We start from the raw sequence: 26,439 nt of genomic DNA, 5'->3' as shown, positions 1-26,439 counted from the left end.
CAAGAGGGCACAGCCGCGATATCGGATAATTTGTCCAGCTCGCCCGGCAGCCGCGCCGGGTCCGCGGACAGCGACGGAAGCGAAGAAGGGGAGCACGCGTGACGCGCAGCGTGTACGTGACCGGGATCGACCGGGGCGACGGTCGCCAGGTCGTCGAACTGGGAGTCATGGAGCTCCTCACCCGCCAGGTCGACCGGGTCGGGGTCTTCCGGCCGCTCGTCCACGACGGCCCCGACCGCCTCTTCGATCTGCTGCGGGCGCGCTACCGCCTCTCGCAGGACGCGACGACCGTGTACGGCATGGACTACCACGAGGCGTCGGCGCTCCAGGCCGAGCAGGGCACCGACGAACTGGTCTCCCGGCTCGTCGACCGGTTCCACCGGGTCGCGAGGGATTATGAAGTCGTTCTCGTCCTCGGCACGGACTTCGCCGCCACCCAGCTGCCGGACGAGCTCGCGCTGAACGCCCGCCTCGCCAACGAGTTCGGCGCCTCCGTGCTGCCCGTGGTCGGCGGCAAGAACCAGACGGCCGAGTCGGTGCGCGCCGAGACGCGGAACGCCTACCGCGCGTACGACTCGCTCGGCTGCGACGTCCTCGCGATGATCACCAACCGGGTGGCCCCGGCCGACCGCGACGAGATCCACGCCCCCCTGAAGGCCCGCCTCCCCGTCCCCTGCTACGTCCTGCCCGACGAGGCCGCGCTCTCCGCGCCCACGGTCGCGCAGATCACCCACGCCCTCGGCGGCCGCGTGCTGCTCGGCGACGACTCGGGGCTCGCGCGCGACGCCCTGGACTTCGTCTTCGGCGGCGCCATGCTGCCGAACTTCCTGAACGCCCTGACGCCGGGCTGCCTGGTGGTCACCCCCGGCGACCGCGCCGACCTCGTGGTGGGCTCGCTCGCCGCGCACAGCGCGGGGACGCCGCCCATCGCGGGCGTCCTGCTGACCCTGAACGAGCAGCCGGGCCCGGAGATCCTCACCCTCGCCGACCGCCTCGCGCCCGGCACGCCGGTGATCGCGGTCTCCGGCGGGTCCTTCCCCACGGCGGCCGAGCTCTTCGCGCTCGAAGGCAAGCTGAACGCGGCGACGCCCCGCAAGGCGGAGACCGCCCTCGGCCTCTTCGAGCGGTACGTCGACACCGCGGACCTCCTGGTCCGTGTCTCGGCGCCGAGCAGCGACCGGCTCACGCCGATGATGTTCGAGCACAAGCTCCTTGAGCAGGCCCGCTCCGACCGGCGTCGCGTCGTGCTGCCCGAGGGCACCGAGGAGCGGGTGCTGCGCGCCGCCGACGTGCTCCTGCGCCGCGGCGTCTGCGACCTGACGCTGCTCGGCACGGTCGAGCAGATCCGCAAGAAGGCCGCGGACCTCGGCGTGGACCTCGCCGACTCCGAGCTGATCGACCCGCAGACCTCCGAGCTGCGGGACCGTTTCGCCGCCAAGTACGCGGAGCTGCGCTCCCACAAGGGCGTCACCCTCGAGCTCGCGCACGACGTGGTGGCGGACGTGAACTACTTCGGCACGCTGATGGTCCAGGAGGGGCTCGCCGACGGCATGGTGTCGGGCTCCGTGCACTCCACGGCCGCGACCATCCGGCCCGCCTTCGAGATCATCAAGACCAAGCCGGACGCCTCGATCGTCTCGTCGGTGTTCTTCATGTGCCTCGCCGACAAGGTGCTCGTGTACGGCGACTGCGCGGTCAACCCGGACCCCGATGCCGTGCAGCTCGCGGACATCGCCGTCCAGGCCGCCGCCACCGCCCAGCAGTTCGGGGTCGAGCCGCGCATCGCGATGCTCTCGTACTCGACGGGCACGTCCGGTTCGGGCGCCGACGTCGACAAGGTGCGCGAGGCCACCGAGCTGGTGCGCGAGCAGCGCTCCGACCTGAAGATCGAGGGGCCGATCCAGTACGACGCCGCCGTGGAGCCCTCCGTCGCGGCCACCAAGCTGCCCGGGTCGGACGTCGCGGGCCAGGCCAGCGTGCTGATCTTCCCGGACCTGAACACCGGCAACAACACCTACAAGGCCGTGCAGCGCTCGGCCGGCGCGATCGCCGTCGGCCCGGTCCTGCAGGGCCTGCGCAAGCCCGTGAACGACCTCTCCCGCGGCGCGCTCGTCCAGGACATCGTCAACACCGTCGCCATCACCGCCATCCAGGCCCAGGCGCAGACGCCCACCCCGGCCGCCGGCTGACCCCCCACAGAAAGCGCCCCGAATCAGTGACCGCAACGCGCGTACTCGTCCTCAACTCCGGCTCCTCGTCGGTGAAGTACCAGCTGCTCGACATGCGCGACAGCTCACGCCTCGCCGTCGGCCTGGTCGAGCGGATCGGCGAGGAGACCTCGCGGCTCAAGCACACCCCGCTGGCCGGTGGCGGCGAGTCCCGGGAGCGCGAGGAGCCGATCGCCGACCACGAGGCGGCGCTGCGGGCCCTCGCCCACGAGCTGACGGCGGACGGCCTCGGCCTCGACTCCCCCGAACTTGCCGCGATCGGCCACCGGGTGGTGCACGGCGGCCTGAAGTTCACCGAGCCGACCGTGATCACCGACGAGGTGCTCGCGGAGATCGAGCGCCTGGTCCCGGTCGCCCCGCTGCACAACCCGGCCAACATCACGGGCATCCGCACCGCCCGGTCCCTGCGCCCCGACCTGCCGCAGGTCGCCGTCTTCGACACCGCCTTCCACACGACGATGCCGGAGTCCGCGGCGCGCTACGCGATCGACGTGCAGACCGCCGACGAGCACCGCGTGCGGCGCTACGGCTTCCACGGCACGTCCCACGCGTACGTCTCGCGCAAGACGGCGAAGCTGCTCGGCAAGGCGCCCGAGGACACCAACGTCATCGTGCTGCACCTGGGCAACGGCGCCTCGGCGAGCGCCGTGCGGGGCGGGAAGTGTGTCGACACCTCGATGGGGCTCACGCCGCTCGAGGGGCTCGTGATGGGCACCCGCTCCGGTGACCTGGACCCGGCGGTCATCTTCCATCTGGCCCGGGTCGGGAAAATGTCCATCGACGAGATCGATGTGCTGCTCAACAAGAAGAGCGGCCTGATCGGGCTCTGCGGCGACAACGACATGCGGGAGATCAGGCGCCGGGTCGACGAAGGAGACGAAGAGGCCGCGCTCGCCTTCGACATTTACATCCACCGTCTGAAGAAGTACATAGGTGCTTATTACGCGGTTCTCGGCCGCGTCGACGCCATCGCTTTCACCGCGGGTGTCGGCGAGAACGCCGCCCCGGTGCGGGAGGCGGCGGTGCAGGGCCTGGAGGAGCTGGGGCTCGCGGTCGACGGCGCGCTCAATTCCGTACGTTCCGACGAAGCCCGGCTCATTTCGCCGGAGTACGCTCGCGTCGCCGTCGCCGTGGTGCCGACCGACGAAGAATTGGAGATCGCCGCGCAGACGCATGCGCTGATCTCCGACCGCAACGCCTGAGCGGACTTCCGCCCATTTGTAGATTCCACCAGACGGAATATTCCGTAGCGAAACAAACCGATAGGATCGCCCCATGCGCCGTTCCAAAATCGTCTGCACGCTGGGCCCCGCCGTCGACTCCGAAGAGCAGCTCGTCTCGCTGATCGAGGCCGGCATGAACGTGGCCCGATTCAACTTCAGCCACGGCACGCACGCCGAGCACCAGGGGCGGTACGACCGCGTCCGTGCGGCCGCCGCGAAGACCGGCCGGGCCATCGGTGTCCTCGCCGACCTGCAGGGCCCCAAGATCCGTCTGGAGACCTTCGCCGAGGGCCCCGTCGAGCTGGTGCGCGGTGACGAGTTCACCATCACCACCGAGGACGTCCCGGGCGACAAGTCGATCTGCGGCACGACCTACAAGGGTCTGCCGGGCGACGTCTCCAAGGGCGACCAGATCCTGATCAACGACGGCAACGTCGAGCTGCGCGTCGTCGAGGTGAGCGGCCCGCAGGTGAAGACGATCGTCGTCGAGGGCGGCGTCATCTCCGACCACAAGGGCATCAACCTGCCCGGCGCGGCCGTCAACGTGCCCGCGCTCTCCGAGAAGGACGTCGACGACCTGCGCTTCGCCCTGAAGATGGGCTGCGACATGGTCGCCCTCTCCTTCGTGCGCGACGCGAGCGACGTCAAGGACGTCCACAAGGTGATGGACGAGGAGGGCCGCCGAGTCCCCGTCATCGCCAAGGTGGAGAAGCCGCAGGCCGTCGCCAACATGGAGGGCGTCGTCGCGGCGTTCGACGCCGTGATGGTGGCCCGTGGCGACCTGGCCGTCGAGTACCCGCTCGAGAAGGTCCCGATGGTGCAGAAGCGCCTCGTGGAGATGTGCCGCCGCAACGCCAAGCCGGTGATCGTCGCGACCCAGATGATGGAGTCGATGATCACCAACTCGCGCCCCACGCGCGCCGAGGCGTCCGACGTCGCCAACGCGATCCTGGACGGCGCCGACGCGGTCATGCTGTCCGCCGAGTCGAGTGTCGGCGCGTACCCGATCGAGACCGTCAAGACGATGTCGAAGATCGTCACGGCGGCCGAGGAGGAGCTCCTCTCCAAGGGCCTGCAGCCGCTCGTGCCCGGCAAGAAGCCGCGTACGCAGGGCGGTTCGGTGGCCCGTGCCGCCGCCGAGATCGCCGACTTCCTCGGCGCCAAGGCGCTGGTCGCCTTCACGCAGTCCGGTGACACGGCCCGCCGTCTCTCCCGCTACCGCGCGGCCCAGCCGGTCCTGGCCTTCACCACGGACGAGGCCACCCGCAACCAGCTCGCGCTGAGCTGGGGCGTGGACACCTACGTCGTGCCGCACGTCGACAACACCGACGCGATGGTCGAGCTCGTCGACGCCGAGCTGATCAAGCTGAAGCGCTTCAACGACGGCGACACGGTCGTCATCACGGCGGGTTCGCCCCCCGGCGTCCCCGGCACCACCAACATGGTGCGGGTCCACCACCTGGGCAACGGCGGCCGCGACTGACGGTCGGGTCCGCCCCCGTCCCCCGTACGCGCCGAGGGCGCCCCCTGGTCCAGGGGGCGCCCTCGGCGTCTGTCGTGCGGCCGGCTCAGTCGGTGATCGACTGGTGCAGTCCGGGAATCGTCAGATTCCCGCCGAACTGGCCCGCCTGCTGCACCTTCACATCCGTGAAGTGGATCAGCGGAATGTTCAGCGGCGGCGGGTGCTCGGGGTCGAAGGTGATCGGGATCAGCCCGAACAGCTTGCCCGAGATCCGCTCGGTGTACATCGTGGTCTCCCCGCCCCGGATGGTGGACGTGGAACCCTTGGCGGCCTCGACGTGGTACTTCTTGCCGGCCGGTCCCTCGACGATCTGGTGCAGGTCACCGATGTCGGTGTTCTGGACGACGTACTTCAGGGCCTGCTTGCTCCGGCCGTTGGGCATCGTCAGGTTCACGACGCCCTGGTAGTCGGCGCCCTTGAGAGTGAGCGAGCTGGCTTCCAGGTTCCACGGCTGGTTCGGGATCGGCGAGGGCGGCTTCTCGACGTCTCCGTCGACCTTCTTCTCGACCACGCACGGGAACGGCTTCTTGCCGTTCTCGTCCGGCGCCATCGAGTCCTCGGCCTTGTCCTTCGCCGCGTCCTTCGCCGCCTTCTCGGCCGCTTCCTTGAGCTTGTCGGCCTTTTCCTTCAGCTTGTCGGCCTCGTCGTCGGCGGTGTCCTTGCCGTCCTTGAGACCGCCCTTGAGGCCGTCCTTGACGCCGTCCTTGACGCCGTCCCCCAGCTTGCCGACGGTGTCGTCGACCGGCTTGGTGACCTTGTCGGTGGTGTCCTTCAGCGCGTCCTCGGGGGACGTGGACTTCGAGCCGGACGGCGCCGGGGACTCGGGCTCCTTCTCGGCCTCGTCCTTGGCTTCGTCCTTGTCCTTGTCGGGCGTGAAGACGTCCTTGAGCGCGTCGCCCACGCCCAGCGGGTCCCAGGGGTTCTTGGTCTTGGTGGGCTCCGGAGTCTTCTCGGGCTCCTCGGCGCCGTCCTTCTCACCGGTGGACGGATCAGTGGGCCCGGCCTTGTCGTCCGGGTCCGCCTTGTCGCCCGAGGAGGGCGGGGTCGACGGGTCCGGCTTCTCGGCGCCGTCCTTCTTGCCCTCGTCCTTCCCGTCCTCCCCCTTGCCCTTGTCCGACCCCTTGGCCTCGTCCGAACCCTTGGCGTCCTTGGCGTCCTTGGCCGCCTTCTTGGCCGCCTCTTCCTTCGCCTTGGCCGCGGCGTCCTTCTCCGCATCGCTCTCGGCGTCCTTGTCCGGCGCCGTGACACACGGGCCGTCCTGGAAGGGGTTGTCCGGAACACCCGGCTTGGCCTGCGCGAGCGTCGGGGTCAGGCCCATGCCCATGAGCACGGCGGTGGGCATCGCGGCGATGGCTATCGCCTTGCCCGCGGGAACCTGCAGCCGGGTCAGCAGCGGCTTCCTGGGTGCCGCGTGGCGCGGCCCGGTTCTCGCACGGGGCTCCCCCGCGAAGCCCTCGTGGTGCACCTCGTCAGCCGGCACGGTGCCTCCCGTTCGTCCCGTTCGTCGGGCTCGTTCCTGACAGATCGTCCTGTTCGCCGCTCACCCCACCCGCGCCGGCCACGGCGGGCGACCCGAGGGCCCCGTCGGGGCCGCCGGACTCTTTGGCCTTGCGTCCCGCGGGCTCACCGGCAGGCTTCGCGTGGGCCCAGGAGACGCTGAGGGCGCCACCGATCAGGGCGAGCAGGAAGCCGATGACGAATCCGCCGAAGTTGGAGACCACCAGGGAGACCAGGGCGAGCAGAATCGCCGCGACGCCCGCGAAGACACGGGAGTGCGGCTGGAACCACATGGTCAGGCCGAGCACGACCAACAGCACGCCGATGATCAGCGATCCGGCACCGGCGGTGGTCGCCATCCGGATCGTCATCGTGCCGAGCGTGAGGTTCGCGTACGGGAAGTACATGATCGGGATGCCGCCGAGGAGTGTCAGCAGACCACCCCAGAACGGGCGCTGACCGCGCCACCCTCGGAACGATCGGCGCATCCGGCCGAGCCTGTCGCCCAGTCCCACTTGCGCTTCGGCGCTCATGTCGTACAGCTCCTCGGGAATGGCGTTGGTTCTGTGTGTCGTGCGGTTTCGGGCACGGGGACGGCTCCGTCATGTGCCGTCGCGCCCCCGCGCCCGGCCGTTCTCATCGCACCGAGTGCGCACCGGACCGCCTGATGCGACCCGCTAGGGCATCAACTGCCCTAGTAGCACTCGTGCTTGCCCTTCTTGACCGACATGCCGAGGCCAGAGAGCTTGAAGGTGCCGGCGGTGGTCGCCCACGCACGCTGCTTGACGTCGGTGAACTTCACCTTGTCGGCCTGCTGCGCGAACGAGTCCGGGGCGTACTTGTCGCCCTTCGCCGGACCAGGGCCCTTGGTGGTCTGGTCGACCGAGACGCCGATGTCGACGTTGGTGAACGTCGCATTGGCCTTCAGGTCATCGGCGTCGATGTAGAGCTTCCTGGCCTGTACCTTCGGGCCACCTCCGCCACCGGCCTTGAGGGTCATCGACACATCGCCGAAGACCGGGACCGGCACGACCACCGACTGGCAGAGGTTGGTGATCGTCGCCTTTTCGAGACCGACGACGGCGACCGGGTGGTGACCCGACTTGCCGCTGTCAAGGGCTCCGTACTGGACGAATCCCGTACCGTTGAGCTCCTTCGCAGTCACCTTGAACTGCTGACCTGACACACTGAACGATGCCGCGAGCGCACCCTGGGACAGGGCGACGCCTATCGCGGCAGTCGCCGCGACGCTCGGCACCATGACCACGGCGAACCGCTTCCATCTGGTTCCGCCACGAGCCACGGACTCCATGACTTTCCTCCTTCTCGGACGTACATCTCCGGCCCTGACTGCTCCCGTTCGGGCGGTTCAGCCGGGCAGGGATGGGAGAAGTGCTACGTCCTCGGGAAGGAGAGCGCCTGCATCGGAGGCGCGCAACCGCACCACTCAGCACCGGCGATCACCCCCGAGCGACAACCACTGGTCGCACCTGACGCATCACGCACAACCTCGCGGACAGGCCCTACCGGTACCGGCAGAGACCCCCCTGTCCAAGACCGGCGACGGCGTCACCGGCCTGCTCGGTGGGGACCCAGAAACCCCGCTCCCGACTGGCTGTCGGGCTGCGGGTTACAGGACCGAGCGTCGCCGATCGTGGTGCATTCTCGGCCCCCGCACAAGGGGGTTCGTTACTCGCTAGTAACGGCCGGATAACCGAAGCGCGACCGCGCGGTATCGGTCGGCCACGGACGGTGGCTCAACGGGCCGGAGCAGAACGGGATATGAACGGGCGAATACGCCCAGAAGGATGCCGTTCCCTTACTCCAAGTAACAGCGGCCGCATTTACCAAGTTTTGGCAAAGTGCGGCCGCTGTCGCGTCCTGGGAACAGACTTTTCACTCGGGCATCACAAGCCCCGGCGTTTAGGGACTGGTCAGCCGGAGGGCCGGTGGACGGTACCGGCCGGACTATTCGGCGTACGGTCGTTGGACGGTCAGAAGAGCACCCGGGCGAGCGCCGTGCGCGCCGCCGTCACGCGCGGCTCGTCCGCGCCCACCACCTCGAAGAGTTCGAGCAGCCGCACGCGTGCGGCGTCCCGGTCGTCGCCCGCCGAGCGTCGCACCGCGTCGATGAGCCGCCCGAAGGCGTCCTCGACGTGACCGCCCACGAGGTCCAGGTCGGCAGCGGTGATCTGGGCCTGCACGTCCGAGGGCCGGTCGGCGGCGTCCTTGCGGACCGCCTGCGGGTCAAGACCCTGCACGCGCTGGAGCAGTTCCGCCTGGGCGAGGCCGAGCTTGGCCTCGGTGTTGGCCGGGTCGTCGCTCAGTACGTTCTTGTACGCCTGTACGGCACCGCCGAGATCGCCCGCGTCCAGCGCCTGTACGGCCGCTTCGAGCAGGGCGTCGTAAGGACCGGCCGGCACCTCGGCGGGCGCGGGAGCCTGCTCACCCTCGGCGCCGGCGTCGGCGTCGACCACCAGGCCCGTCAGGCCGAAGCGCTCCTCGCCGACCTGGATGAGCTGGTCCAGGGTCTGGCGGATCTGCTCCTCCGGGGCGGCGCCCTGGAAGAGGGGCAGGGCCTGGCCCGCCACCACCGCGAAGACAGCCGGGATCCCCTGGACCCCGAACTGCTGCATCAGCATCTGGTTCGCGTCGACGTCGATCTTGGCAAGGAGGAAACGGCCGTTGTATTCCTGCGTGAGCCGCTCCAGGAGGGGGCTCAGCTGCTTGCACGGCTCGCACCATTCGGCCCAGAAGTCGATGACGACCGGGACCTCGGTGGAGCGCTGCAGGACCTCGCGCTCGAAGCCCGCCTCATCGACGTCGATGACCAGGGAGGCCGGGGAGATCGCGGCGCCCGCCGCGCCCCCGCCCTGCCGGGCCGCTTCGGCGCGCGCCTGCTCCGCCTTCGCCTTGGCCTCCTGGGCCGCCTTCACCGCGGCGAGGTCTACGACACCGCTCATGGACATGTTCCGTGGCTGCATGAGTACATCCTCCCCCAAGCCGTGCGGGAACCGCGCCCGTCCGTGACCCCCCGCCGGATTGCGGGGCCACAGGGGGCACGGTCCAAGGTCCCGAGGAGGACCGTCGGTTGGCTCGGGGTCCCCACCCCGGGCCGGTGGTCGTGCTGGTCGTGCTGCGTGGTTGTCGCTCGTGGCCGTTCGCCGCGCTCACAAGCTTTCGCTACGAGTCGTAGCGTAACTGTCCCGCTCTGGACGCGGTACGGGGCCTCCGGTGATCTCGCTCACTTCGCACCCCGAGCCGATACGTACTGGCCGGTATGGTCGCGGGCATGCAGAGCCGCACCACTCCTCCCACCCGCACCGGCGGCCGCCCGCGCAGCGCGACCGCCGACGCCGCGATCCTGGAGGCGACCCGGCAGGGCCTGGTCGAACTCGGCTGGTCCAAGCTGACGCTCGGCGCCGTCGCCACGCGGGCGGGCGTCGCCAAGACGACCCTCTACCGGCGCTGGGCCGGTAAAAGCGAGCTCGTCGTGGACGCGGTGGCGGAGCTCTTCGACGAGCTGGAGCTGCCCGACCGGGGCAGCCTCGCCGCCGACATCGAAGGCGTCGTCCTGCAGTTCGCGGTGCTGCTCGGGCGCCCCGAGACGAAGACGGCGCTGATGGCGGTGGTCGCCGAGTCCACGACGGACGAGCCCCTGCGGGACCGCATCCGCTCCTCCATCGTCGACCGCCAGAAACGGCTCGTCCTCGCGGGCCGCAAACGGGCCCAGGACCGCGGCGAACTCCCTCCCGAACCCGACCCCGCCTCCGCCGCCCGCACCGCCGACCTCATCTTCGACGTCATCGCGGGCGCCGTGGTCCACCGCGCCCTGGTCAGCGCGGAACCAGTGGACGAGGCCTGGGCCCGCCGCTTCACCCTGCTCCTACTGGGCGGCTTGGCAGCGGCAACAGAGGCGTAACCACCACCCGGCGCCGGGGGTCTTGCTTTTCAGGGGCGCGAGGAACTGCGCGAGCAACCCCCCACAGCCCCGCACCCGAGAACACCACAGAACAGGGGGTCGAATCGGCGCAAACCCCCAGCCCCAGCCGGGGCGCAAGAATTAACAGGTTTAAGGCCCAGGGGCCAGGGCAGGCACCCGCCCGGTCAACCGCCCCCGTCCCAGGAGAAACCGTGACCTCGTCCGGCCACGCCCGCACCGCCGCCATCGCCATCGGAGCCGCCACCGCAACCGTCCTCGGCGCGCTGCTCGTAGGCGGTTCCGGCGAGGTGAGCGCGAGCCCGCCGCCCGAGCCCAAGGTGCAGGACGCCTTCGACTCGCTCGGCCCCGCGGTGCACGCGGCGGAGCTCTCCGACGGGCGGACGGCGCACTACTCGGACACCGGCAACAAGGACGGCAAGCCCGTCCTCTTCATCGGCGGCACCGGCACGAGCGCCCGCGCCTCGCACATGACGGACTTCTTCCGTACGACGCGCGAGGACCTGGGCCTGCGGCTCATCTCCGTGGAGCGCAACGGCTTCGGCGACACCGAGTTCGACGAGAACCTGGGCAAGGCCGACTACGCGAAGGACGCCCTCCAGGTCCTCGACAAGCTCGGCGTCGACGACGTGTCCGTGGTCGCGATATCCGGCGGCGGCCCCTACGCCGCCGAGCTCGCCGCCCGCGCCCCCGAGCGGATCTCGCAGCTCCACCTCGCGGCCGCCCTGCCGCCGTACGGCACGAAGCCCGCCTACTGCGGCCTCTCCGACGACGCGCTCGCCGCCGCCGTGCGGGAGCAGATCAAGGACCCGCGCAAGTGGTGGGCCTTCCCCGACGACAGCCCCGTGAAGTCGATCCCGGGCTTCGCCGACACCGCGTACGAGGAGGGGGCCCGCACCTACAACCAGCGCGGGCAGCAGGCCGACCCGGCGCCCCAGGTGCACGAGCAGAAGCTGTACTGCGGCCGCCCCGGCCCCGACCTGTCGAAGCTCGACGCCCCCGTCTACCTCTACGGCGGCAAGAAGGACACCACGGTGCCGCCCGCCACGCTCAAGACGTGGCAGGACGCGCTGCCCGGCGAGGAGCGGGTGCGCACCTACGCGGACTCCGGGCACGACGTGCAGTACCGGCACTGGGACCAGATCCTGGTCGACCTGGCCGGGCACGGGGACCGCACGGTCGTCTGCAAGGGCGACAAGACCCGCGTCCTGATCGCCCGCGAGGCCGACCGGCTCGTCACCAAGGGCAAGGCGGAGCTGGGCAGCTGCGCCTGGGCGAAGAAGTAACCCGCACGCACGGTCGTACGGTCAAACAAGTCGCACGGTCAAACAAGGCGTACGGTCGAACAAGGCTTACCCCATCGGCAGTACGAGGCGGAACAGCGCGCCCCCGCCCGGCGCGCGTTCCGCCGTCAGCTCCGCGCCGTGCGCGTGCGCGATCTGGCGGGCCATCGCGAGCCCCAGACCCGAACCCGGCAGCGCGCGGGCCTTCTCGGCACGGTAGAAGCGGTCGAAGACGTACGGCAGGTCCTCCTCCGCGATCCCGGGGCCGTGGTCGCGCACGGTCAGGGCGGTGGCGGTCAGCGCGACCTCGACGGGAGCGCCCGGCGGGCTGAACTTCGCCGCGTTGTCCAGGAGGTTGGTGAGCAGCCGGGACAGTCGCGCCGCCACCCCGGGCACGCTGAGGCCCTCCGCGTCCCGCGCCACCGACAGCGTGAACGGGACGGCGGGCCAGTGGCCGCGCGCCGCGTCCACCGCGTGGACGGTCAGCGGGGCGAGCGGGACCTCTTCGAGCAGCGGCTGCGGCTCCGCGTCCCTGGCCAGCTCGATCAAGTCGTTGACGAGGCCGGTGACTTCACGCAGCTGGCGGCCGAGCGCACCGGACGCCCGGTCGCGCTGGGCGTCGGTCAACCGGTCGGCCCTGGCGAGCAGTTCGGCGTTCGTGCGCAGCGCGGTCAGCGGCGTGCGCAGTTCGTGGGAGGCGTCGGCGACCAGGCGGCGCCGGGCCGCGACGGACTCCTCCAGTTCCGCGAGCATCGTATTGAACGATGTGGCGAGGCGGGTGACTTCGTCCTCGTGGCCCTCGCGGCCCGGCGGCCCCGGCGGCAGCTCGATGCGGTGGCGGGCGTCCCGCGTGGCCGCGATGCGCTCGGCGGTGGCGGTGAGCCGGGTGATGGGCGCCAGGCCGGTGCGCGAGACCCAGTAGCCGCCCACCGCGGAGAGCAGCACGCCCGCGCCGCCCACCGCCGAGAGCAGCGACGCGGCCTGGCGCACACCGCGCTCCGCGATGTCCGCGCGCAGGGCGACCTGCACGGCCTCACCCTTGCCCTTGCCGAAGGTGGTGGTGTACATCCGGCCCGGCTTGCCGCCGGGGAGCGTGAAGTTCGAGTAGTACGGGGCGCGTCGGCCGCCCGCGACGGCGCGCGTCGGCTGCGTCACCGGCAGCAGATACGGCTTCGCCGGGTCGTCCGCGGAGTCGGCGGGGACCACCTGGGAACAGGCGGGCGCGCCAAGGAACCGGCACTCGCCCGTCAGGACACCGGGCCCCTCGGTGCGGTGCTCCTGGGCGACGAGCGTCGCCGACTGGGTGAGGTTCTGGTCGAGCTGCTGGTACAGCTTGAAGCGGATCACGAAGAACGCCGCGGCACACACCCCGATGGCCACCAACGCCACGGCCGCCGCGGCCATCACCGCGAGGCGGGTGCGCAGCGGCCTGCGGCGCCGCCAGCGCGCGCCGAGCCTGCGCCGCGCGCTCACGGGGAGCCCAGCCGGTAGCCGATGCCGTGCACCGTGTGGACGAGCCGCGGCTCACCGCCCGACTCCAGTTTCCGGCGCAGGTAACCCACGTACACGGCAAGGGAGTTGGAGTCGGGTCCGAAGTCCCGGCCCCACACCGCCTGCTGGATCAGCTCGCGCGGCAGGACCTGGCCCGCGTTGCGGAGCAGCAGTTCGAGCAGGACGGCCTCCGTGCGGCTGAACTCCACCCGGCGCTCGCCGCGGCGTCCGGTGCGCGTCGCGGGGTCCAGGACGAGATCGCCGTACGCCAGGTCGTCGCCGTCGGCCGCGGCGCGCTCCGGCGTCGCGCGGCGCAGCAGGGCCCGCACCCGCGCCACCAGCTCGTCGAGGGCGAACGGCTTGACCAGGTAGTCGTCGGCGCCCGCGTCAAGACCGTCGACGCGCTCGCTCACCGAGTCCAGGGCCGTCAGGACGAGGACCGGCGTGCGGTCGCCCGCAGCGCGCAGCTGTCGGCAGACCGCGAGGCCGTCCATGACCGGCATCAGGACGTCGAGGACCAGCAGATCCGGCTGCCAGCGGGCGACCGCCGTGAGCGCGCGGTGGCCGTCCGCCGCGCCCCGCACGTGGTGGCCCTCGACCGTCAGGGCGTCCTCGACGGCGGCACGCACTTCGGGGTCGTCGTCGACGACGAGGATCCGGTGCCGCGCCGCGTCGCCCGCGCCCGGCGGGCCGCCCTTGCTGGTCACGCTCGTGAAGCTCATGAACCAAAGGTGCCAAACGCGGCTCTTAAAACCCTCTTAGACCCCCGCGTGAAGCTCCATTGCCATGCGAACCACTCACTCCGACCGCGCTGCCGCCCCGGGCCGCACCGGTCTCTCCGTCGTCATCGGCGCGGGCGGCACCGGTGGGCACATCTATCCGGGCCTCGCCCTCGCCGACGCGCTGCGCCGGGCCGTGCCCGGTGCGGTGATCTCCTTCGTCGGCACCGAGCGGGGCCTGGAGACCCGGCTGATACCGGACGCCGGGTACCGCCTGCACACCGTCGACATGATCCCCTTCGATCCGTCGCTCGGTGCCCGCCGCTATCTGCTCCCCGCCGCGCTGGTGAAGTCCGGCGCCCAGTGCCGGACCATTCTGCGAGAGCAGGGCGCGCAGGTCGCCGTGGGCATGGGCGGGTACCCCAGCGCCCCCGTCATCGTCGGGGCCCGCATGGCCGGGCTGCCGAGCCTCATCCACGAGTCCAACGCGGTGCCGGGCCGCGCCAACCGGTTCGCGGCGCGGCTCACCCCGAACATCGCGGTCGCCTTCGACCGCAGCCGCGCCCATCTGCCGGGCGGCGAGCGCGCGCACACGACCGGGATGCCGATCGCCGCGCCGCTCGCCGCGCTCGACCGGGCCGCGCTGCGCGACGAGGCCCGGCGCGACCTCGGCGTGCCCGCCGGGGCCCGGCTGATCCTCTTCAACGGCGGCAGCCTGGGTGCGGCCCGGCTCACGGAGGCGGCGGTCGGCCTCGCGGAGCGGTGGCGGGAGCGGCGTGACGTCCACCTGCTGATCAAGACGGGGCCCGCCGCGTTGGCGGAGACCCGGGCCCGGCTCGCCGCCGGGGGCGGGGGCGCCGTCGCCCGCGCCGTGCCCTACCTCGACCGCATGGATCTCTCCTACGCCGCAGCCGACCTCGTCGTCTGCCGCGCGGGTTCGGCGACGGTCGCCGAACTGGCCGCCACCGGTGTCCCCGCCGTCCTCGTGCCCTACCCGCACGCGCCCGGCGACCACCAGACCCACAACGCCCGGGTCCTCTCCGACGCGGGCGCGGGCGTCCTGCTGCCCGACGCCGAGACTACCGCCGACCGGCTCGTACAGCTGGTCGGCCCGCTGCTCGCCGACCCGGTGCGGCTCGCCGCGATGAGCGGCGCCGCGGACCCCGGCCCGCACGCCCGCGCCGCCGACCTGCTCGCCGAGCGGGTCCTCGAACTCGCCCACGTCACCCCTCACCTGGAGTACGCATGAACACGTCCACTGCCGCATTCTCCTGGCAGGACCGCACCGTCCTCGTCACCGGCGCCGAAGGCTTCATCGGCTCGACGCTCGTCGACCTGCTCCTCGAAGCGGGCGCGAAGGTCCGTGCCTTCGTGCACTACAAGCCGTACGCGGAGAAGGGACACCTCGCGCACCTCCTCGGCGACCCGCGGGTCGAGATGATCGCCGGGGACGTGCGGGACGCCGGGCGCGTGATGGACGCGGTCGACGGCTGCGACACGGTCTTCCACCTTGCCGCGCTGATCGGCATCCCCTACTCGTACGACTCCCCGGGCGCGTACGTCCAGACGAACGTCGTCGGCACGGAGAACATCGCCGAGGCGTGCAGGCGGCACTCCGTCCGGCGCCTCGTCCACACCTCCACCAGCGAGGTGTACGGGACGGCGCTGACGGCGCCGATCGCCGAGACGCACCCCCTGCAGCCCCAGTCGCCGTACTCCGCGTCGAAGATCGGCGCCGACATGATGGCGCTCTCCCACTGGCACGCCTTCGAGCTGCCGGTGACGGTGGTCCGGCCCTTCAACACGTTCGGGCCCCGGCAGTCCGCGCGCGCCGTCATCCCCACGATCCTCGCCCAACTGCACGCGGGCGCCCGGGAGATCAAGCTGGGCTCCCTGACGCCCACCCGGGACTTCACCTACGTCACGGACACGGCGCGGGGCTTCATGGCGATGGCCGTCTGCGACCGGGCGCTCGGCCACGCGGTGAACCTCGGCGTGGGCCAGGAGATCTCCATCGGTGACCTCGCGGAGGCGCTGATCGCGGCGTCCGGGCGGGACGCGTCGGTGGTCGTCGACCCGGCGCGCCTCCGGCCCTCCGGCAGCGAGGTCGAGCGGCTCCTGTCGGACAACTCGCGGGCCCGCGAGTGGGCGGGCTGGGAGCCTCAGGTCTCCCTCGCGGAGGGCCTCAAGTTCACCTCCGCCTGGGTGGCGGACAACCTCCGCCTCTTCGCCCCGGACCGCTACCAGGTCTGAGACGCACCGCCCCTGGGGCCCCGACAGGGGCCACCCAGGGGCGCGGGGAACTGCGCGAACAACCCCCACAGTCCCGCACCCGAAAGACGGACGGAGATGGCCTAGAACCCCGGCGGCTCCACGTAAACCCCCCACTCGTCCCGCAGGACCCCGCAGATCTCCCCGAGCGTCGCCTCCGCCCGCACCGCCTCCAGCATGGGCCCAATCATGTTCGACCCGTCCCGCGCGGCGGCCAGCATGGCCTCCAGCGCGCCCCGGACGACCGCGTCGTCACGCCGCCCCTTGCGCCCCGCGAGATCCCGTACCTGCTCCCGCTCCACCTCATGGCTGACCCGCAGGATCTCCAGGTCACCCGTGACCGAGCCGTGGTGGCAGTTGACGCCGACGACGCGCTTGTCGCCCTTCTCCAGGGACTGCTGGTACTGGAAGGCCGACTCGGCGATCTCGCCGGTGAACCAGCCGTCCTCGATGCCCCGCAGGATGCCCGAGGTGATCGGCCCGATCGGGTGCTGCCCGTCCGGGTGCGCCCGGCGCCCCCGCTCCTTGATCTGGTCGAAGATCTTCTCGGCGTCGGCCTCGATGCGGTCGGTGAGCTGCTCGATGTACCAGGAGCCGCCCAGCGGGTCCGCGACGTTGGCGACGCCGGTCTCCTCCATCAGCACCTGCTGCGTGCGGAGCGCGATCTCCGCGGCCTGCTCGCTGGGGAGCGCGAGGGTCTCGTCCAGGGCGTTGGTGTGCAGGGAGTTGGTGCCGCCGAGGATCGCCGAGAGCGCCTCCACCGCCGTCCGCACGACGTTGTTGTACGGCTGCTGGGCCGTGAGCGAGACGCCTGCGGTCTGCGTGTGGAAGCGCAGCCACTGGGCCTTGTCGGTCCGCGCGCCGTACACGTCCCGCATCCACCGGGCCCAGATGCGGCGCGCCGCACGGAACTTGGCGATCTCCTCGAAGAAGTCGAGGTGCGCGTCGAAGAAGAAGGAGAGCCCCGGCGCGAAGACGTCGACGTCGAGGCCGCGCGAGAGACCGAGCTCCACGTACCCGAAGCCGTCCGCGAGGGTGTACGCGAGCTCCTGCGCGGCCGTCGCCCCGGCCTCGCGGATGTGATAGCCGGAGACCGAGAGCGGCTTGTACGCGGGGATGTCGCGCGCGCAGTGCTCCATCAGGTCGCCGATGAGGCGCAGGTGGGGCTCGGGCTGGAAGAGCCACTCCTTCTGCGCGATGTACTCCTTGAAGATGTCGGTCTGGAGCGTGCCGTTGAGCACGCCCGGGTCGACGCCCTGCCGCTCGGCCGCGACGAGGTACATGCAGAAGACGGGCACGGCGGGCCCGCTGATCGTCATGGACGTCGTGACGTCGCCGAGCGGGATGCCCTGGAAGAGGACCTCCATGTCGGCGGCGGAGTCGATGGCGACGCCGCAGTGCCCGACCTCGCCGAGCGAGCGGGTGTCGTCGGAGTCGCGGCCCATGAGGGTCGGCATGTCGAAGGCGACCGAGAGGCCGCCGCCGCCGTTGGCCAGGATCATCTTGTAGCGCTCGTTGGTCTGCTCGGCGTTGCCGAAGCCCGCGAACTGGCGGATGGTCCAGGTCCGGCCGCGGTACCCGGTCGGGTAGAGACCGCGCGTGAAGGGGTACTCACCGGGCCAGCCGATCCGCTCGAACCCCTCGTAGGTGTCCCCGGGCCGCGGCCCGTAGGCGGGGTCGACCGGGTCCCCGGAGAGCGTGGTGAAGTCCGCGTCGCGCTTGCGGGCCTTGTCGTAACGGGCCTGCCAGCGCCGGCGGCCTTCCTCGATCGCTTCAGCGTCCATACCCTCGAATTTACTAGGACGTCCTAGTAAAAGTCGATGGGAAACCGCCACGGACCTGTCCGTGGCGGTCGGATTACGCCTTGGCCGTGGCGGGGGAACCGTCCGCGATCAGCGGCTCCACCTCGCGGACGACCTTGCGCTCGACGAAGAACGCGGCGGTCGGGATCGTGCCCGAGATCAGCACCCAGAGCAGCTTCCCGAACGGCCACTTCGCCTTGGAGCCCAGGTCGAAGGCGAAGATCAGGTAGATGATGTAGAGGACTCCGTGGATCTGGGAGACCACCAGGGTCAGACCCTCGCCCTTTTCGAAGCCGTACTTGGCCACCATGCAGGCGCACAGGATGAGGAGCATGACGGCGGTGACGTAAGCCATCACCCGGTAGCGGGTCAGCACGCTGGATTTCATGGCTACGAGCGTAACGGCCCGTTTTGCGCGATCTTCGCCGCCCCCGCCCCCGCCCGGCCTCGACCGGAACGGACGCGTCCTACTTCTCCTCGAAGTCCTCCGCCGCCACCCGCAGGGGCCTGAGCATCGCGAAGATCTCCCCGCACTCCTCCGCGTCGTACGCCCCGAGCCCGAAGTCCATCGCCATCAGCTCGCGCGTCGCGGCCTCGACGACCTCGCGGCCCTTCTCCGTGATGGAGGCGAGCGTGCCGCGGCCGTCGTTGGGGTTCGGGCGCTTGTCGACCAGGCCTGACTTGACCAGGCGGTCCACCGTGTTCGTGACCGACGTCGGGTGCACCATGAGCCGCTCGCCGATCTTCGACATCGGCAACTCGCCGGCCTGCGAGAAGGTGAGCAGGACCAGCGCCTCGTAGCGCGCGAAGGTCAGTCCGTACGGCTTGACGACCGCGTCGACCTCGGCGAGCAGGATCTGGTGCGCGCGCATGATCGAGGTGATCGCGCCCATGGCCGGCACCGACCCCCAGCGCTGTTTCCAGAGCTCGTCGGCGCGGGCGATGGGATCGAAGGGGAGGCTGAGCGGCTTCGGCACGGCATCGACCTTACCCGTCGGTCACATGCTGGTCAGCCCCGTCTCGCAATTCGGTCGTACGTTCCCGAACGGGGTCCGCCACAGGTGCCCTCGGCCCCCCGTCCCGTGTGCGCCGCACCTCCAGCGCGAGCAGCAGACAGCAGGCCGTGCCGAGCACCCCCGCGCCCGCGACGACCGTGCTCACCGCGTAGAACTCGGCGGCCAGGCCCGCGAGCGCCATGCCGAGGCCCTGGATCGTCATGAGCCCCGCCGTGTGCACCGTCATCGCGCGGCCCCGCAGCTCCTCGGGGACGGCGTCGACGAACCAGCGGTCGAGGCCCAGGGTGTACGCCGATGCGGCCCCGGCGAGCGTGAGGGCCCCAAGGGCGGGGACGAGGCCGGGCGTGAGCGCGTACGAGGCGAGCGGCACCAGGGCGAGCGAGGCGAGCGGCAGCACGATGCGGGCGCGCGCGGACACGGACAGCGCGGACCCGGCGTACAGCTCCCCCGCGACCGTGCCCACCGGCAGGGCGCACATGAGCAGTCCGACGCCCCCGGCGCCGATGCCGATCTCGTCCGCGTAGGGGGCGGCGAGCGCCTCGGGGGCGACCATGAACATGGGCGGCACCCAGAAGAGCAGCAGCAGGGCCCGCACCCGCCGGTCGCCGAGCACCTGCCGGGCGCCGCTCAGCGAGTACCGCACGAGCGTGCCGCCGCCGCTCCCGCGCGCCTGCCGCCGCCGCGTCCCGCACCGCAGCACCAGCGCCGACACCGTGAACGTGCCGACGGTGACGGCGAGGGCGGCGCGCGGCGTCACGAGGGTGAGGAGCACGCCGCCGAGCCCGAACCCGACGAGGACGGAACTCTGGGAGACGATCCGCAGCAGGGAACGGCCGAGCACGAACAGGTCGCCGTCGCCGAGGATGTCGGTGAGGGTCGCCGTCCTTGTGCCGTTGAAGACGGGGGCGACGAGGGCGATGGCGCAGCGCAGCGCGAGCAGCGCGGCGACGGGCGTCGCGGGCAGCGCCATGAGGCCCGCGCACCCGGCGCAGACCACGTCGCACACGACGAGCACGCGCCGCGGCGGGTACCGGTCGGCGATGCCGGACAGCAGGGTCCCGCCGATCAGGTACGGCAGCATGCCGAGTGCGAAGGTGAGCGCGCTGAGCAGCGGTGACCCGGTGAGTCCGTAGACCAGCACGGTCAGGGCGATCTCGCTGACGATGACGCCGAGCAGCGAGAATGCGTGCGCGACGAAAACGGCACGGAACTCGCGTACCGCGAAGACGCGGGCGTAGCCGGGGGGTTCGGTGGCCGGGGCGGGCCGGGCGCGGGACATGTGCGCAGCCTCACGCGGGTGCGGGTCCTGCCCTAAAGTTTCGGGCTCAAGCGAATCTTCGGCGCCCGGTGAGAGGCCGACGGGGGTCCGGTAAGGGGGGTCCGTGCCGTTTCAGCTGCGCTTCGGTCAGGACGATCTGCTGCGCTGCCGGTTCGCGGTGTCGCCGCTGTGGGAGACGCAGGAGGCCGTCCGCACCCTCAACCGCCCCGAGCGGCACGCCTACCACCCGCGGTGGCTGCGCCGGATCCGCGCGGCGGGCCGCGGGCTCGACCTCTCCCTGCTGTGGCTCCTGATGCCCCGGCGCGGGCACTCCCCCGATTTCCTCGGACCGCCGCCGATCGGCCCCGCCGCCCGCTTCGAGGAGGAGATCGCGGCCGTCCGCGCGGCCGACCCGGTGGCCGCGCGGGACGACATGGCGCGGGCGCTCGCCTGCACTGCGGGCGCCGCGGAGTCGCCGCGGGGCCGGGCGCTCCTCGCCGATCCCGTGGGCGCGGTCCAGGAGCTCGCGGACACCATGGAGGCTGCCTGGCACGCCCTTGTCGAGCCGGACTGGCCAAGGCTGCGCACGCTCCTGGAAGCCGATGTCGCCTATCACTCGCGGCGGCTCGCGGAGGTGGGCCTCGGCGGGGTGCTCCCGGAGCTCGACCGGCGCCTGTCGTGGGACGCGGGGACGCTCACCGTGGAGTGGCGGGACGAGCACGTGCGGGACCTTTCGGGGCAGGGTCTCGTCCTGATCCCGAGCGTGTTCTCGTGGCCGGACGTGATCAGCGGCTTCGAGCCCCCGTGGCAGCCGACGCTGGCCTATCCGGTGCGCGGCATCGCCGCTCTCTGGGCGGAGCCGGAGAGCCGTACGCCCGAGTCGCTCGTACGCCTCCTCGGCCGCGGCCGGGCCAGGGTCCTCGCCGCGCTCGCCGTGCCGGACACCACGTCGGGTCTGGCGCACCGGCTCGGGCTCGCGCCGTCGTCCGTGTCGGCGCATCTGGCGGCGCTGCGGGGCGCCGGGCTCCTGATGTCGCGGCGGTACGGGCACCGCGTGTTCTACGAGTGCACGCCGCTCGGTATCGCGCTCGGCGCCGGGGGCGGTGTGGCACAAGAGCTTGAATAGTCCTCTATGTAACGATTGCCGGGCTGACTGACCGTCACCGTCACCACCGCCCAAGGGGGCTGGATGCACCGGCTGCTCCGCACGAACACGGCGCTCCGCACGTTCACGGCACTCGCGGCCCTCACCGGCCTCGGGCTCACGGCGGGCTGCTCGTCGGAGTCCGGGCCCACCACGCGGGAGGCGGCCGAGCGCGGCCCCGCCTCCGAGTCCTCCCGGCAGCCCGCGAGCACCTTCTGGGTCGACCCCGACAGCGCCGCCGCACGCCAGGTGGAGCAGTGGGAGCAACAGGGCCGCGCCCAGGACGCCACGGTGCTCAAGCGTATCTCCGAGCAGCCCATGGCCGTATGGCCGGCCGGGGACGACCCCGCTCCCGACATCGAGGAGGCGACGAAGGGCGCGGCGAAGGAGGGCCGCACCGCCGTGCTCGTCGCCTACAACATCCCGCACCGCGACTGCGGCCAGCACTCCGCGGGCGGCGCGGGCAGCGCCGACCAGTACCGGGGCTGGGTGAACACCTTCGCCGACTCGATCGGCTCCGCGCCCGCCGTGGTCGTTCTGGAGCCCGACGCGATCCCGCACATCGCCGACGGCTGCACCCCGGCCGAGTACCACGCGGACCGCTACCAACTGCTCTCCGAGGCGATCCAGCGCCTCAAGCGGCAGCCGAAGGTGAAGGTCTACCTCGACGCGGGGAATCCGGGCTGGATCAACGACGCCCACAAGCTCACCGAACCGCTGCGGAAGGCGAGCGTCGACCGGGCCGACGGCTTCTCGCTGAACGTCTCCAACTTCCAGAGCGACGCGACGACCAAGGCGTACGGCCGCACGCTGTCGGCCACCGTCGGCGGCAAGCACTTCGTCATGGACACCAGCCGCAACGGCAAGGGCCCCCTGGTGGGCGACCGCCAGGACGCCTGGTGCAACCCGCCGGGCCGCGGGCTCGGCACCCGGCCGACCGACCGCACCGGCGACCCGCTGCTCGACGCCGTCCTGTGGATCAAGCGCCCCGGTGACTCGGACGGCCCGTGCCGGGGCGGCCCGGCCGCCGGGCAGTGGTGGCCGGACTACGCGCTTGGCCTGGCGCGCAACGCCAAGGAGGCGTGAGGGGCCCGGACCGGTCAGTCCTCCGGCCGGTCAGTCCTCCAGCCGGTCAGTCCTCCAGGCCGACGTGGATCCACTTCGCCTCGGACGACGTGCCGTCCTTGTCCGTCACGAACAGCATGTACCAGCCCGGCGGGACAAGGGCCGTGTCGCCCTGCGGCACGTCCACCGTCACCGCGCCCTTGCCCTTGCTGAGCCCCAGCGCGATCGAACGCTGCTCGACGTCCGTCGTGTGCGTCACGGCGCTCGGGCGCATCAGACGGGCCGACGCGAGGTTCTCGGGGTGCTCGGTCCTGAACGTCGCCCGGCCGTCCGCGGCCAGCTGCTCCGGACCCTCGCCGAGGACCGGCCGGACCTGGCCGCCCTTGTGCAGCGCGGGGGGCGTGAAGATCTCCATGCGCTGCTCGAAGTGGCCGAGCTTGGTGTTCTGCTGGTTGTCGTAGAGCGGGTCGGAGCCGAACGTCACGACCCGGCCGTCGGGCAGCAGCAGCGCCTCCGAGTGGTAGTTGCGGCCCACCCTGGGCGAGGCGGCGTCGCGGAAGGCGTTGTCCTTCGGGTCGTAGAACTGCGCCTTGAGGATGTTGCTGCCGCTGCGGCCCCGGTAGTCGCCCGAGCCGTTGGACGTGAAGACCGAGTCGTCCGGCATGAGCACGCTGTTCAGGTACCGCGTGCCCTGCGGGAGTTCGGGCCCCGTCTTGAAGGACGGGTTCTCCTCCTTGAGGTCGATCACGGCGGTGCGGGGCGTGGCCTTGTCCGACTCGCCCACTCCCCCGCCGCCCATGATCATCACCTTCTGGTCCTGCGCGGGCGGCAGCAGCATGGACGCCGACGTCTCGGTCTGGTCCATGTCCTCCAGGCCCGGGACCTTCTCGAACTTGTTCGTCGTCAGGTCCCACAGGCCCGGCTCGCGGCCCTTCTCGGCCGGGCCGTAGCCCGCGTTCGACGCCGGGTAGAAGAGCTTGCCGCCCTTGGTGAGGAAGAGCGCGGGGTACGTCGGGAAGTACCGTTTGGGCCCGTCCGTCCACTTCTTGGTCTTCGGGTCGTAGATCTCGTTGTCGCCCGGGTCGATCACGCCCACGTCGTCGAGCCCGGAGACCGCGAGCACCTTGCCGTCCTTCAGTCCGACCAGGGTCGGATACCAGCGGGCCTTCTTCATCGGGTCGACGGGCAGGTACTTCTCGGCCTTCGGGTCGAACTCGTACGCCGCCTTGATGCCCTGGAAGTCCTGCTTCTCCATGTCGATCTTCTCGGCGATGCCGTACGTGTCGTCGGCCGCGTCGCCGGTCAGCCCCTCGATCTCGTACTGCGCCGACTTCTCGGTGACCGACTGCGCGCCGCCCTCGACCGCCTCCACGAAGACGCGCGCCTCGCTCGCCTTGACCTTGGTCTTCCAGGGCTGCATCACCCCTGACTTGGAGTACGTGATCTCGAAGCCCCGCTTGGCCTTGGGCACTTCGACGTCGACCTTGCTGACGTACTCGACGCCGGACGGCGAGCGGAACCGCGTGCCCTTCTTGAGGACCACCGGTTTGTCGGGGTTCTCGTTCTTCACCCGCATGCCGCCGCCCGCCCGCTCCACCTCGCCGTCGAGCAGTTCGTAGCGCGCGGTCCCGCCCGCCACCAGGAGCCGTCCGTCGGGCAGTTGGGCGTGCCCGGAGCAGAAGAAGTCCTCCGGAGTGTCGACCTTCTTGAACGTGTCGTTCTTCGGATCCCACAGGACCGTGTCGAACGAGCCCGCGTCGAATTTCCTCTGCTCGTTCCCCGAACCGGCGACGATCAGCACCTTGCCGGTGTGCAGCAGCGCGGCGTGGATGGCGTTGGTACGGAACTCCTCGGGGATGTCGACCTGCTTCCAGGAGCCGTACTTCGCCTTGTAGCCGGGCTGCGAGATCTTGTAGTCGTAGTACTGCTCCTCGGCGAAGGAGAGCGCGGCGGGAGCGTTCAGTCCCACCAGGAGCGCGCCCGCGCCGACTCCGAAAAGCGTCTTCCTGGTGCGCTTCGAGGGGCGGTAGGCCATGGGTCAGTTCCCTCCTGTCGTCGTGCCGGTGGCGAAGGCCGGCTCCGGCTCGCCCTCCGTGTCCTCGCCCAGCGGCTCCGGCTGCTCCGTCCGCTGCTCCCGCCGGGCCGCCCTGCGCTCCTTGGCGAGCGAGAACGCCCAGATGGAGACCGGCGCCAGCGAGATCACCATCGCGAGGACCGCCCAGGTGCGCATCGCCACGTGGGTGTGGCCGAGCACGAAGGAGGCGACCAGCGAACTGGCGAGCACCACCGCCCAGAAGAGGTGGATGCGGAAGGTGAGGAGCCGGTCCGGGCTCGCGTCGCCGCCCTTGGGGGTGACCACGAAGCGGCTGGGGCGGCGCACCAGGGCCGCGCCGAGCGACTTGGCGTAGATGGGCGCGGAGAGCGCCGACATCGCCATGCCCGCGAGGCCACCGGAGCCCTCGGGCTCGTGCGGGGACACGTTGTGCCGCCGGTTCCAGAGGTAGAGGCCGATCTGCAGGGCGGCAGCGTCGCTGTACAGCATCAGCCAGACCGACGCGGCGACCTGCGTACCGCTGGCCCCGAACCACAGGAACAGGACGCAACTGAGGATGCCGAGCAGCCAGTTGACGGCCGTCATGGGGTAGTACACGAGCATCAGCGAGTACGAGAAGAGGCGCCCTGGCGGCATCGTGAACGGCGCCTTCCAGTACTGCTTGAACAGCGTCTCGTAGGTGCCGCGCGACCAGCGCATCTGCTGGGTGAAGAAGTCCGTCCAGGAGGCCGGGCCCTCGCCGACGGCCAGGACGTCCGGCGTGTAGACCGAGCGCCAGTGCCGCTTGGTCGCCGGGTTGCGGTGGCGGTGCAGTTCGAAGCCCGTCGCCATGTCCTCGGTGATCGAGTCGTGCAGGCCGCCGATCTGGGTGAGGGCGCTGATGCGTACGACATTGTTCGTGCCGACGAACATGGGGGCGCGGTAGCGGTTGCCCGCGCGCTGGATCAGCGCGTGGAAGAGGAACTGCTGGGACTCGGCGGCCTTGGTGACGGGCGTCGTGTAGTTCCCGTAGACCTGCGGTCCGACGACGAACGCCACGTCCGGGTCGCGGAAGTAGCCCATCATCCGCTCCAGGAAGTTGGGGAGCGGGACGTGGTCCGTGTCGACGGACGCGAAGAAGTCGTACTCCGCGTGGTACATCGCCAGCCAGGCGTTGTAGTTGCCGTGCTTGGTACGGGCCTTGTGCGGGCCCTTCTTGCGGTTCCACTCCGCGATGCCGTACCGCGTGAAGTGCCGCACGCCGAGCTCCTCGCAGAGCGCCTTGGCCTCGGGGGTGTTCCCCTCGTCCAGGAGCCATACGTCGAGGGGGCCGGGGTGGTGTATCCGGACGGCGCCCTCCAGGGTGGCCCGCACCATGGTGAGGGGCTCCTTGCCGGGTACGTACGTGGTGAGGAAGGCGACGCGGGTGCCCGCTTCGGGGAACACGGGGACCGGGTCCCTCGCGACCATCGTGGCGTGGGCGATCGAGATGACGTTGACGAGCATGAAGAGCTCGATGAGGCCGATCGCCACGAGCATCGTCGCGTCCAGGCCGATCAGCCAGCGGTCGGCGCCCTCACGTTCGGTCCAGTGGGTGGGCCAGACGAGGTAGACCAGCAGGATGCCGGTGAGGAGGGGCGCCAGGGCCATCAGGAGTACGGCGCGTATTCGGTGCGGTTCGCCGGACAGGAGCGAGCGGTACCGGACCCGGTACGGCTCGGGGTCCCCTCCTGTCCCCTCGTCGCCGTCCGGCTCCGTGAGCGGTCCGGCGAGCGTGCTGTGGGTCTCGTAGTCGTAGCCCTCCGGCTGCCGCACAGCGCCCTCCAGGTTCTGGGTGATCCGGTATCGAACGTGCCGATACCCACACAAAAGTGGAGTTTCCCCGGCGTGTCGAACGGGGTTCGCCCGTGCGAGGGGTTTTAGGTTGGGGGGTTTTGGCCGGGTTGCG

21 protein-coding genes are annotated in these 26,439 nt (G+C 71.0%); 9 read left to right on the top strand and 12 right to left on the bottom strand.

Features of this window, described 5'->3' with window-relative positions:
- Positions 1-98: 98 nt before the first annotated feature.
- The 3 genes from pta to pyk all read left to right on the top strand — a co-directional run bounded on the left by pta (position 99) and on the right by pyk (position 4,934).
- Positions 99-2,189 carry a phosphate acetyltransferase gene (pta, locus tag ABZ953_RS15270; RefSeq protein ID WP_361722638.1) on the top strand — a complete coding sequence of 697 codons (2,091 nt, stop codon included), beginning with the start codon at positions 99-101 and terminating at the stop codon, positions 2,187-2,189.
- Positions 2,190-2,215: 26 nt separating this feature from the next.
- Positions 2,216-3,430, top strand: coding sequence for an acetate kinase (locus tag ABZ953_RS15265; RefSeq protein WP_361722635.1), 1,215 nt, complete (start codon positions 2,216-2,218; stop codon positions 3,428-3,430).
- 73 nt (positions 3,431-3,503) lie between these two features.
- The gene (gene pyk, locus ABZ953_RS15260) at positions 3,504-4,934 is read left to right on the top strand and encodes a pyruvate kinase (protein WP_361722632.1); all 1,431 of its coding nucleotides are present in this window, start codon (positions 3,504-3,506) and stop codon (positions 4,932-4,934) included.
- Between the two features lie 85 nt (positions 4,935-5,019).
- Here pyk and ABZ953_RS15255 read toward each other — a convergent pair whose 3' ends face one another.
- The 4 genes from ABZ953_RS15255 to ABZ953_RS15240 all read right to left on the bottom strand — a co-directional run bounded on the left by ABZ953_RS15255 (position 5,020) and on the right by ABZ953_RS15240 (position 9,454).
- A complete protein-coding gene (locus ABZ953_RS15255) occupies positions 5,020-6,453 on the bottom strand; it encodes a hypothetical protein (protein WP_361722629.1) in 1,434 nt (477 codons plus the stop codon).
- The gene (locus ABZ953_RS15250; protein ID WP_361722626.1) at positions 6,443-7,003 is read right to left on the bottom strand and encodes a DUF6114 domain-containing protein; all 561 of its coding nucleotides are present in this window, start codon (positions 7,001-7,003) and stop codon (positions 6,443-6,445) included. Before ABZ953_RS15250 ends, ABZ953_RS15255 begins: the two co-directional genes overlap by 11 nt.
- Positions 7,004-7,164: 161 nt before the next feature.
- The gene (locus ABZ953_RS15245; protein ID WP_361722623.1) at positions 7,165-7,782 is read right to left on the bottom strand and encodes a DUF6230 family protein; all 618 of its coding nucleotides are present in this window, start codon (positions 7,780-7,782) and stop codon (positions 7,165-7,167) included.
- Between the two features lie 682 nt (positions 7,783-8,464).
- Positions 8,465-9,454 carry a tetratricopeptide repeat protein gene (locus tag ABZ953_RS15240; RefSeq protein ID WP_361722620.1) on the bottom strand — a complete coding sequence of 330 codons (990 nt, stop codon included), beginning with the start codon at positions 9,452-9,454 and terminating at the stop codon, positions 8,465-8,467.
- Between the two features lie 308 nt (positions 9,455-9,762).
- On the opposite strand from ABZ953_RS15240, the gene ABZ953_RS15235 reads away from it, so the two are divergent.
- Positions 9,763-10,392 carry a TetR/AcrR family transcriptional regulator gene (locus ABZ953_RS15235; RefSeq protein ID WP_361722617.1) on the top strand — a complete coding sequence of 210 codons (630 nt, stop codon included), beginning with the start codon at positions 9,763-9,765 and terminating at the stop codon, positions 10,390-10,392.
- Between the two features lie 212 nt (positions 10,393-10,604).
- Positions 10,605-11,696 carry an alpha/beta hydrolase gene (locus tag ABZ953_RS15230; protein WP_361722614.1) on the top strand — a complete coding sequence of 364 codons (1,092 nt, stop codon included), beginning with the start codon at positions 10,605-10,607 and terminating at the stop codon, positions 11,694-11,696.
- A 66-nt stretch (positions 11,697-11,762) separates the two neighbouring features.
- Here ABZ953_RS15230 and ABZ953_RS15225 read toward each other — a convergent pair whose 3' ends face one another.
- Positions 11,763-13,166: a HAMP domain-containing sensor histidine kinase gene (locus ABZ953_RS15225; RefSeq protein ID WP_361722611.1), complete on the bottom strand. Its 1,404-nt coding sequence runs from the start codon at positions 13,164-13,166 to the stop codon at positions 11,763-11,765.
- A complete protein-coding gene (locus ABZ953_RS15220) occupies positions 13,163-13,906 on the bottom strand; it encodes a response regulator transcription factor (protein WP_361722608.1) in 744 nt (247 codons plus the stop codon). The genes ABZ953_RS15225 and ABZ953_RS15220 overlap by 4 nt, the downstream gene beginning before the upstream one ends.
- A gap of 64 nt (positions 13,907-13,970) precedes the next feature.
- Here ABZ953_RS15220 and ABZ953_RS15215 point away from each other — a divergent pair, with 64 nt between their 5' ends.
- Together ABZ953_RS15215 and ABZ953_RS15210 are read left to right on the top strand one after the other, a co-directional pair.
- Positions 13,971-15,152 carry a UDP-N-acetylglucosamine--N-acetylmuramyl-(pentapeptide) pyrophosphoryl-undecaprenol N-acetylglucosamine transferase gene (locus ABZ953_RS15215; RefSeq protein ID WP_361722605.1) on the top strand — a complete coding sequence of 394 codons (1,182 nt, stop codon included), beginning with the start codon at positions 13,971-13,973 and terminating at the stop codon, positions 15,150-15,152.
- A complete protein-coding gene (locus tag ABZ953_RS15210) occupies positions 15,149-16,156 on the top strand; it encodes an SDR family NAD(P)-dependent oxidoreductase (protein WP_361722602.1) in 1,008 nt (335 codons plus the stop codon). Before ABZ953_RS15215 ends, ABZ953_RS15210 begins: the two co-directional genes overlap by 4 nt.
- Before the next feature lie 101 nt (positions 16,157-16,257).
- Here the strand turns inward: ABZ953_RS15210 and ABZ953_RS15205 are convergent, their stop codons facing one another.
- The 4 genes from ABZ953_RS15205 to ABZ953_RS15190 all read right to left on the bottom strand — a co-directional run bounded on the left by ABZ953_RS15205 (position 16,258) and on the right by ABZ953_RS15190 (position 20,271).
- Entirely contained in the window at positions 16,258-17,958 is a 1,701-nt protein-coding gene (locus ABZ953_RS15205; protein WP_361722599.1) for a methylmalonyl-CoA mutase family protein, read from the bottom strand.
- Positions 17,959-18,031: 73 nt separating this feature from the next.
- A complete protein-coding gene (locus tag ABZ953_RS15200) occupies positions 18,032-18,364 on the bottom strand; it encodes a DUF3817 domain-containing protein (RefSeq protein WP_361722596.1) in 333 nt (110 codons plus the stop codon).
- A gap of 79 nt (positions 18,365-18,443) precedes the next feature.
- The gene (locus tag ABZ953_RS15195; protein WP_361722593.1) at positions 18,444-18,953 is read right to left on the bottom strand and encodes a MarR family transcriptional regulator; all 510 of its coding nucleotides are present in this window, start codon (positions 18,951-18,953) and stop codon (positions 18,444-18,446) included.
- 10 nt (positions 18,954-18,963) lie between these two features.
- A complete protein-coding gene (locus ABZ953_RS15190) occupies positions 18,964-20,271 on the bottom strand; it encodes an MFS transporter (protein WP_361722590.1) in 1,308 nt (435 codons plus the stop codon).
- Between the two features lie 103 nt (positions 20,272-20,374).
- Between ABZ953_RS15190 and ABZ953_RS15185 the strand changes: the two genes are divergently transcribed.
- Positions 20,375-21,376, top strand: coding sequence for a DUF5937 family protein (locus tag ABZ953_RS15185; RefSeq protein WP_361722587.1), 1,002 nt, complete (start codon positions 20,375-20,377; stop codon positions 21,374-21,376).
- Positions 21,377-21,439: 63 nt separating this feature from the next.
- Positions 21,440-22,480: a glycoside hydrolase family 6 protein gene (locus ABZ953_RS15180; protein ID WP_361722584.1), complete on the top strand. Its 1,041-nt coding sequence runs from the start codon at positions 21,440-21,442 to the stop codon at positions 22,478-22,480.
- A 46-nt stretch (positions 22,481-22,526) separates the two neighbouring features.
- Here ABZ953_RS15180 and ABZ953_RS15175 read toward each other — a convergent pair whose 3' ends face one another.
- Both ABZ953_RS15175 and ABZ953_RS15170 read right to left on the bottom strand, forming a co-directional pair.
- Positions 22,527-24,494 carry a kelch motif-containing protein gene (locus ABZ953_RS15175; RefSeq protein ID WP_361722581.1) on the bottom strand — a complete coding sequence of 656 codons (1,968 nt, stop codon included), beginning with the start codon at positions 24,492-24,494 and terminating at the stop codon, positions 22,527-22,529.
- 3 nt (positions 24,495-24,497) lie between these two features.
- Positions 24,498-26,306: a cellulose synthase catalytic subunit gene (locus tag ABZ953_RS15170; protein ID WP_361722578.1), complete on the bottom strand. Its 1,809-nt coding sequence runs from the start codon at positions 26,304-26,306 to the stop codon at positions 24,498-24,500.
- Between the last annotated feature and the right edge of the window lie 133 nt (positions 26,307-26,439).

It is taken from the genome of Streptomyces sp. NPDC046465 (assembly GCF_040646035.1).
GTDB lineage: Bacteria > Actinomycetota > Actinomycetes > Streptomycetales > Streptomycetaceae > Streptomyces.
This window is presented reverse-complemented; position numbering and strand designations above follow the sequence as displayed.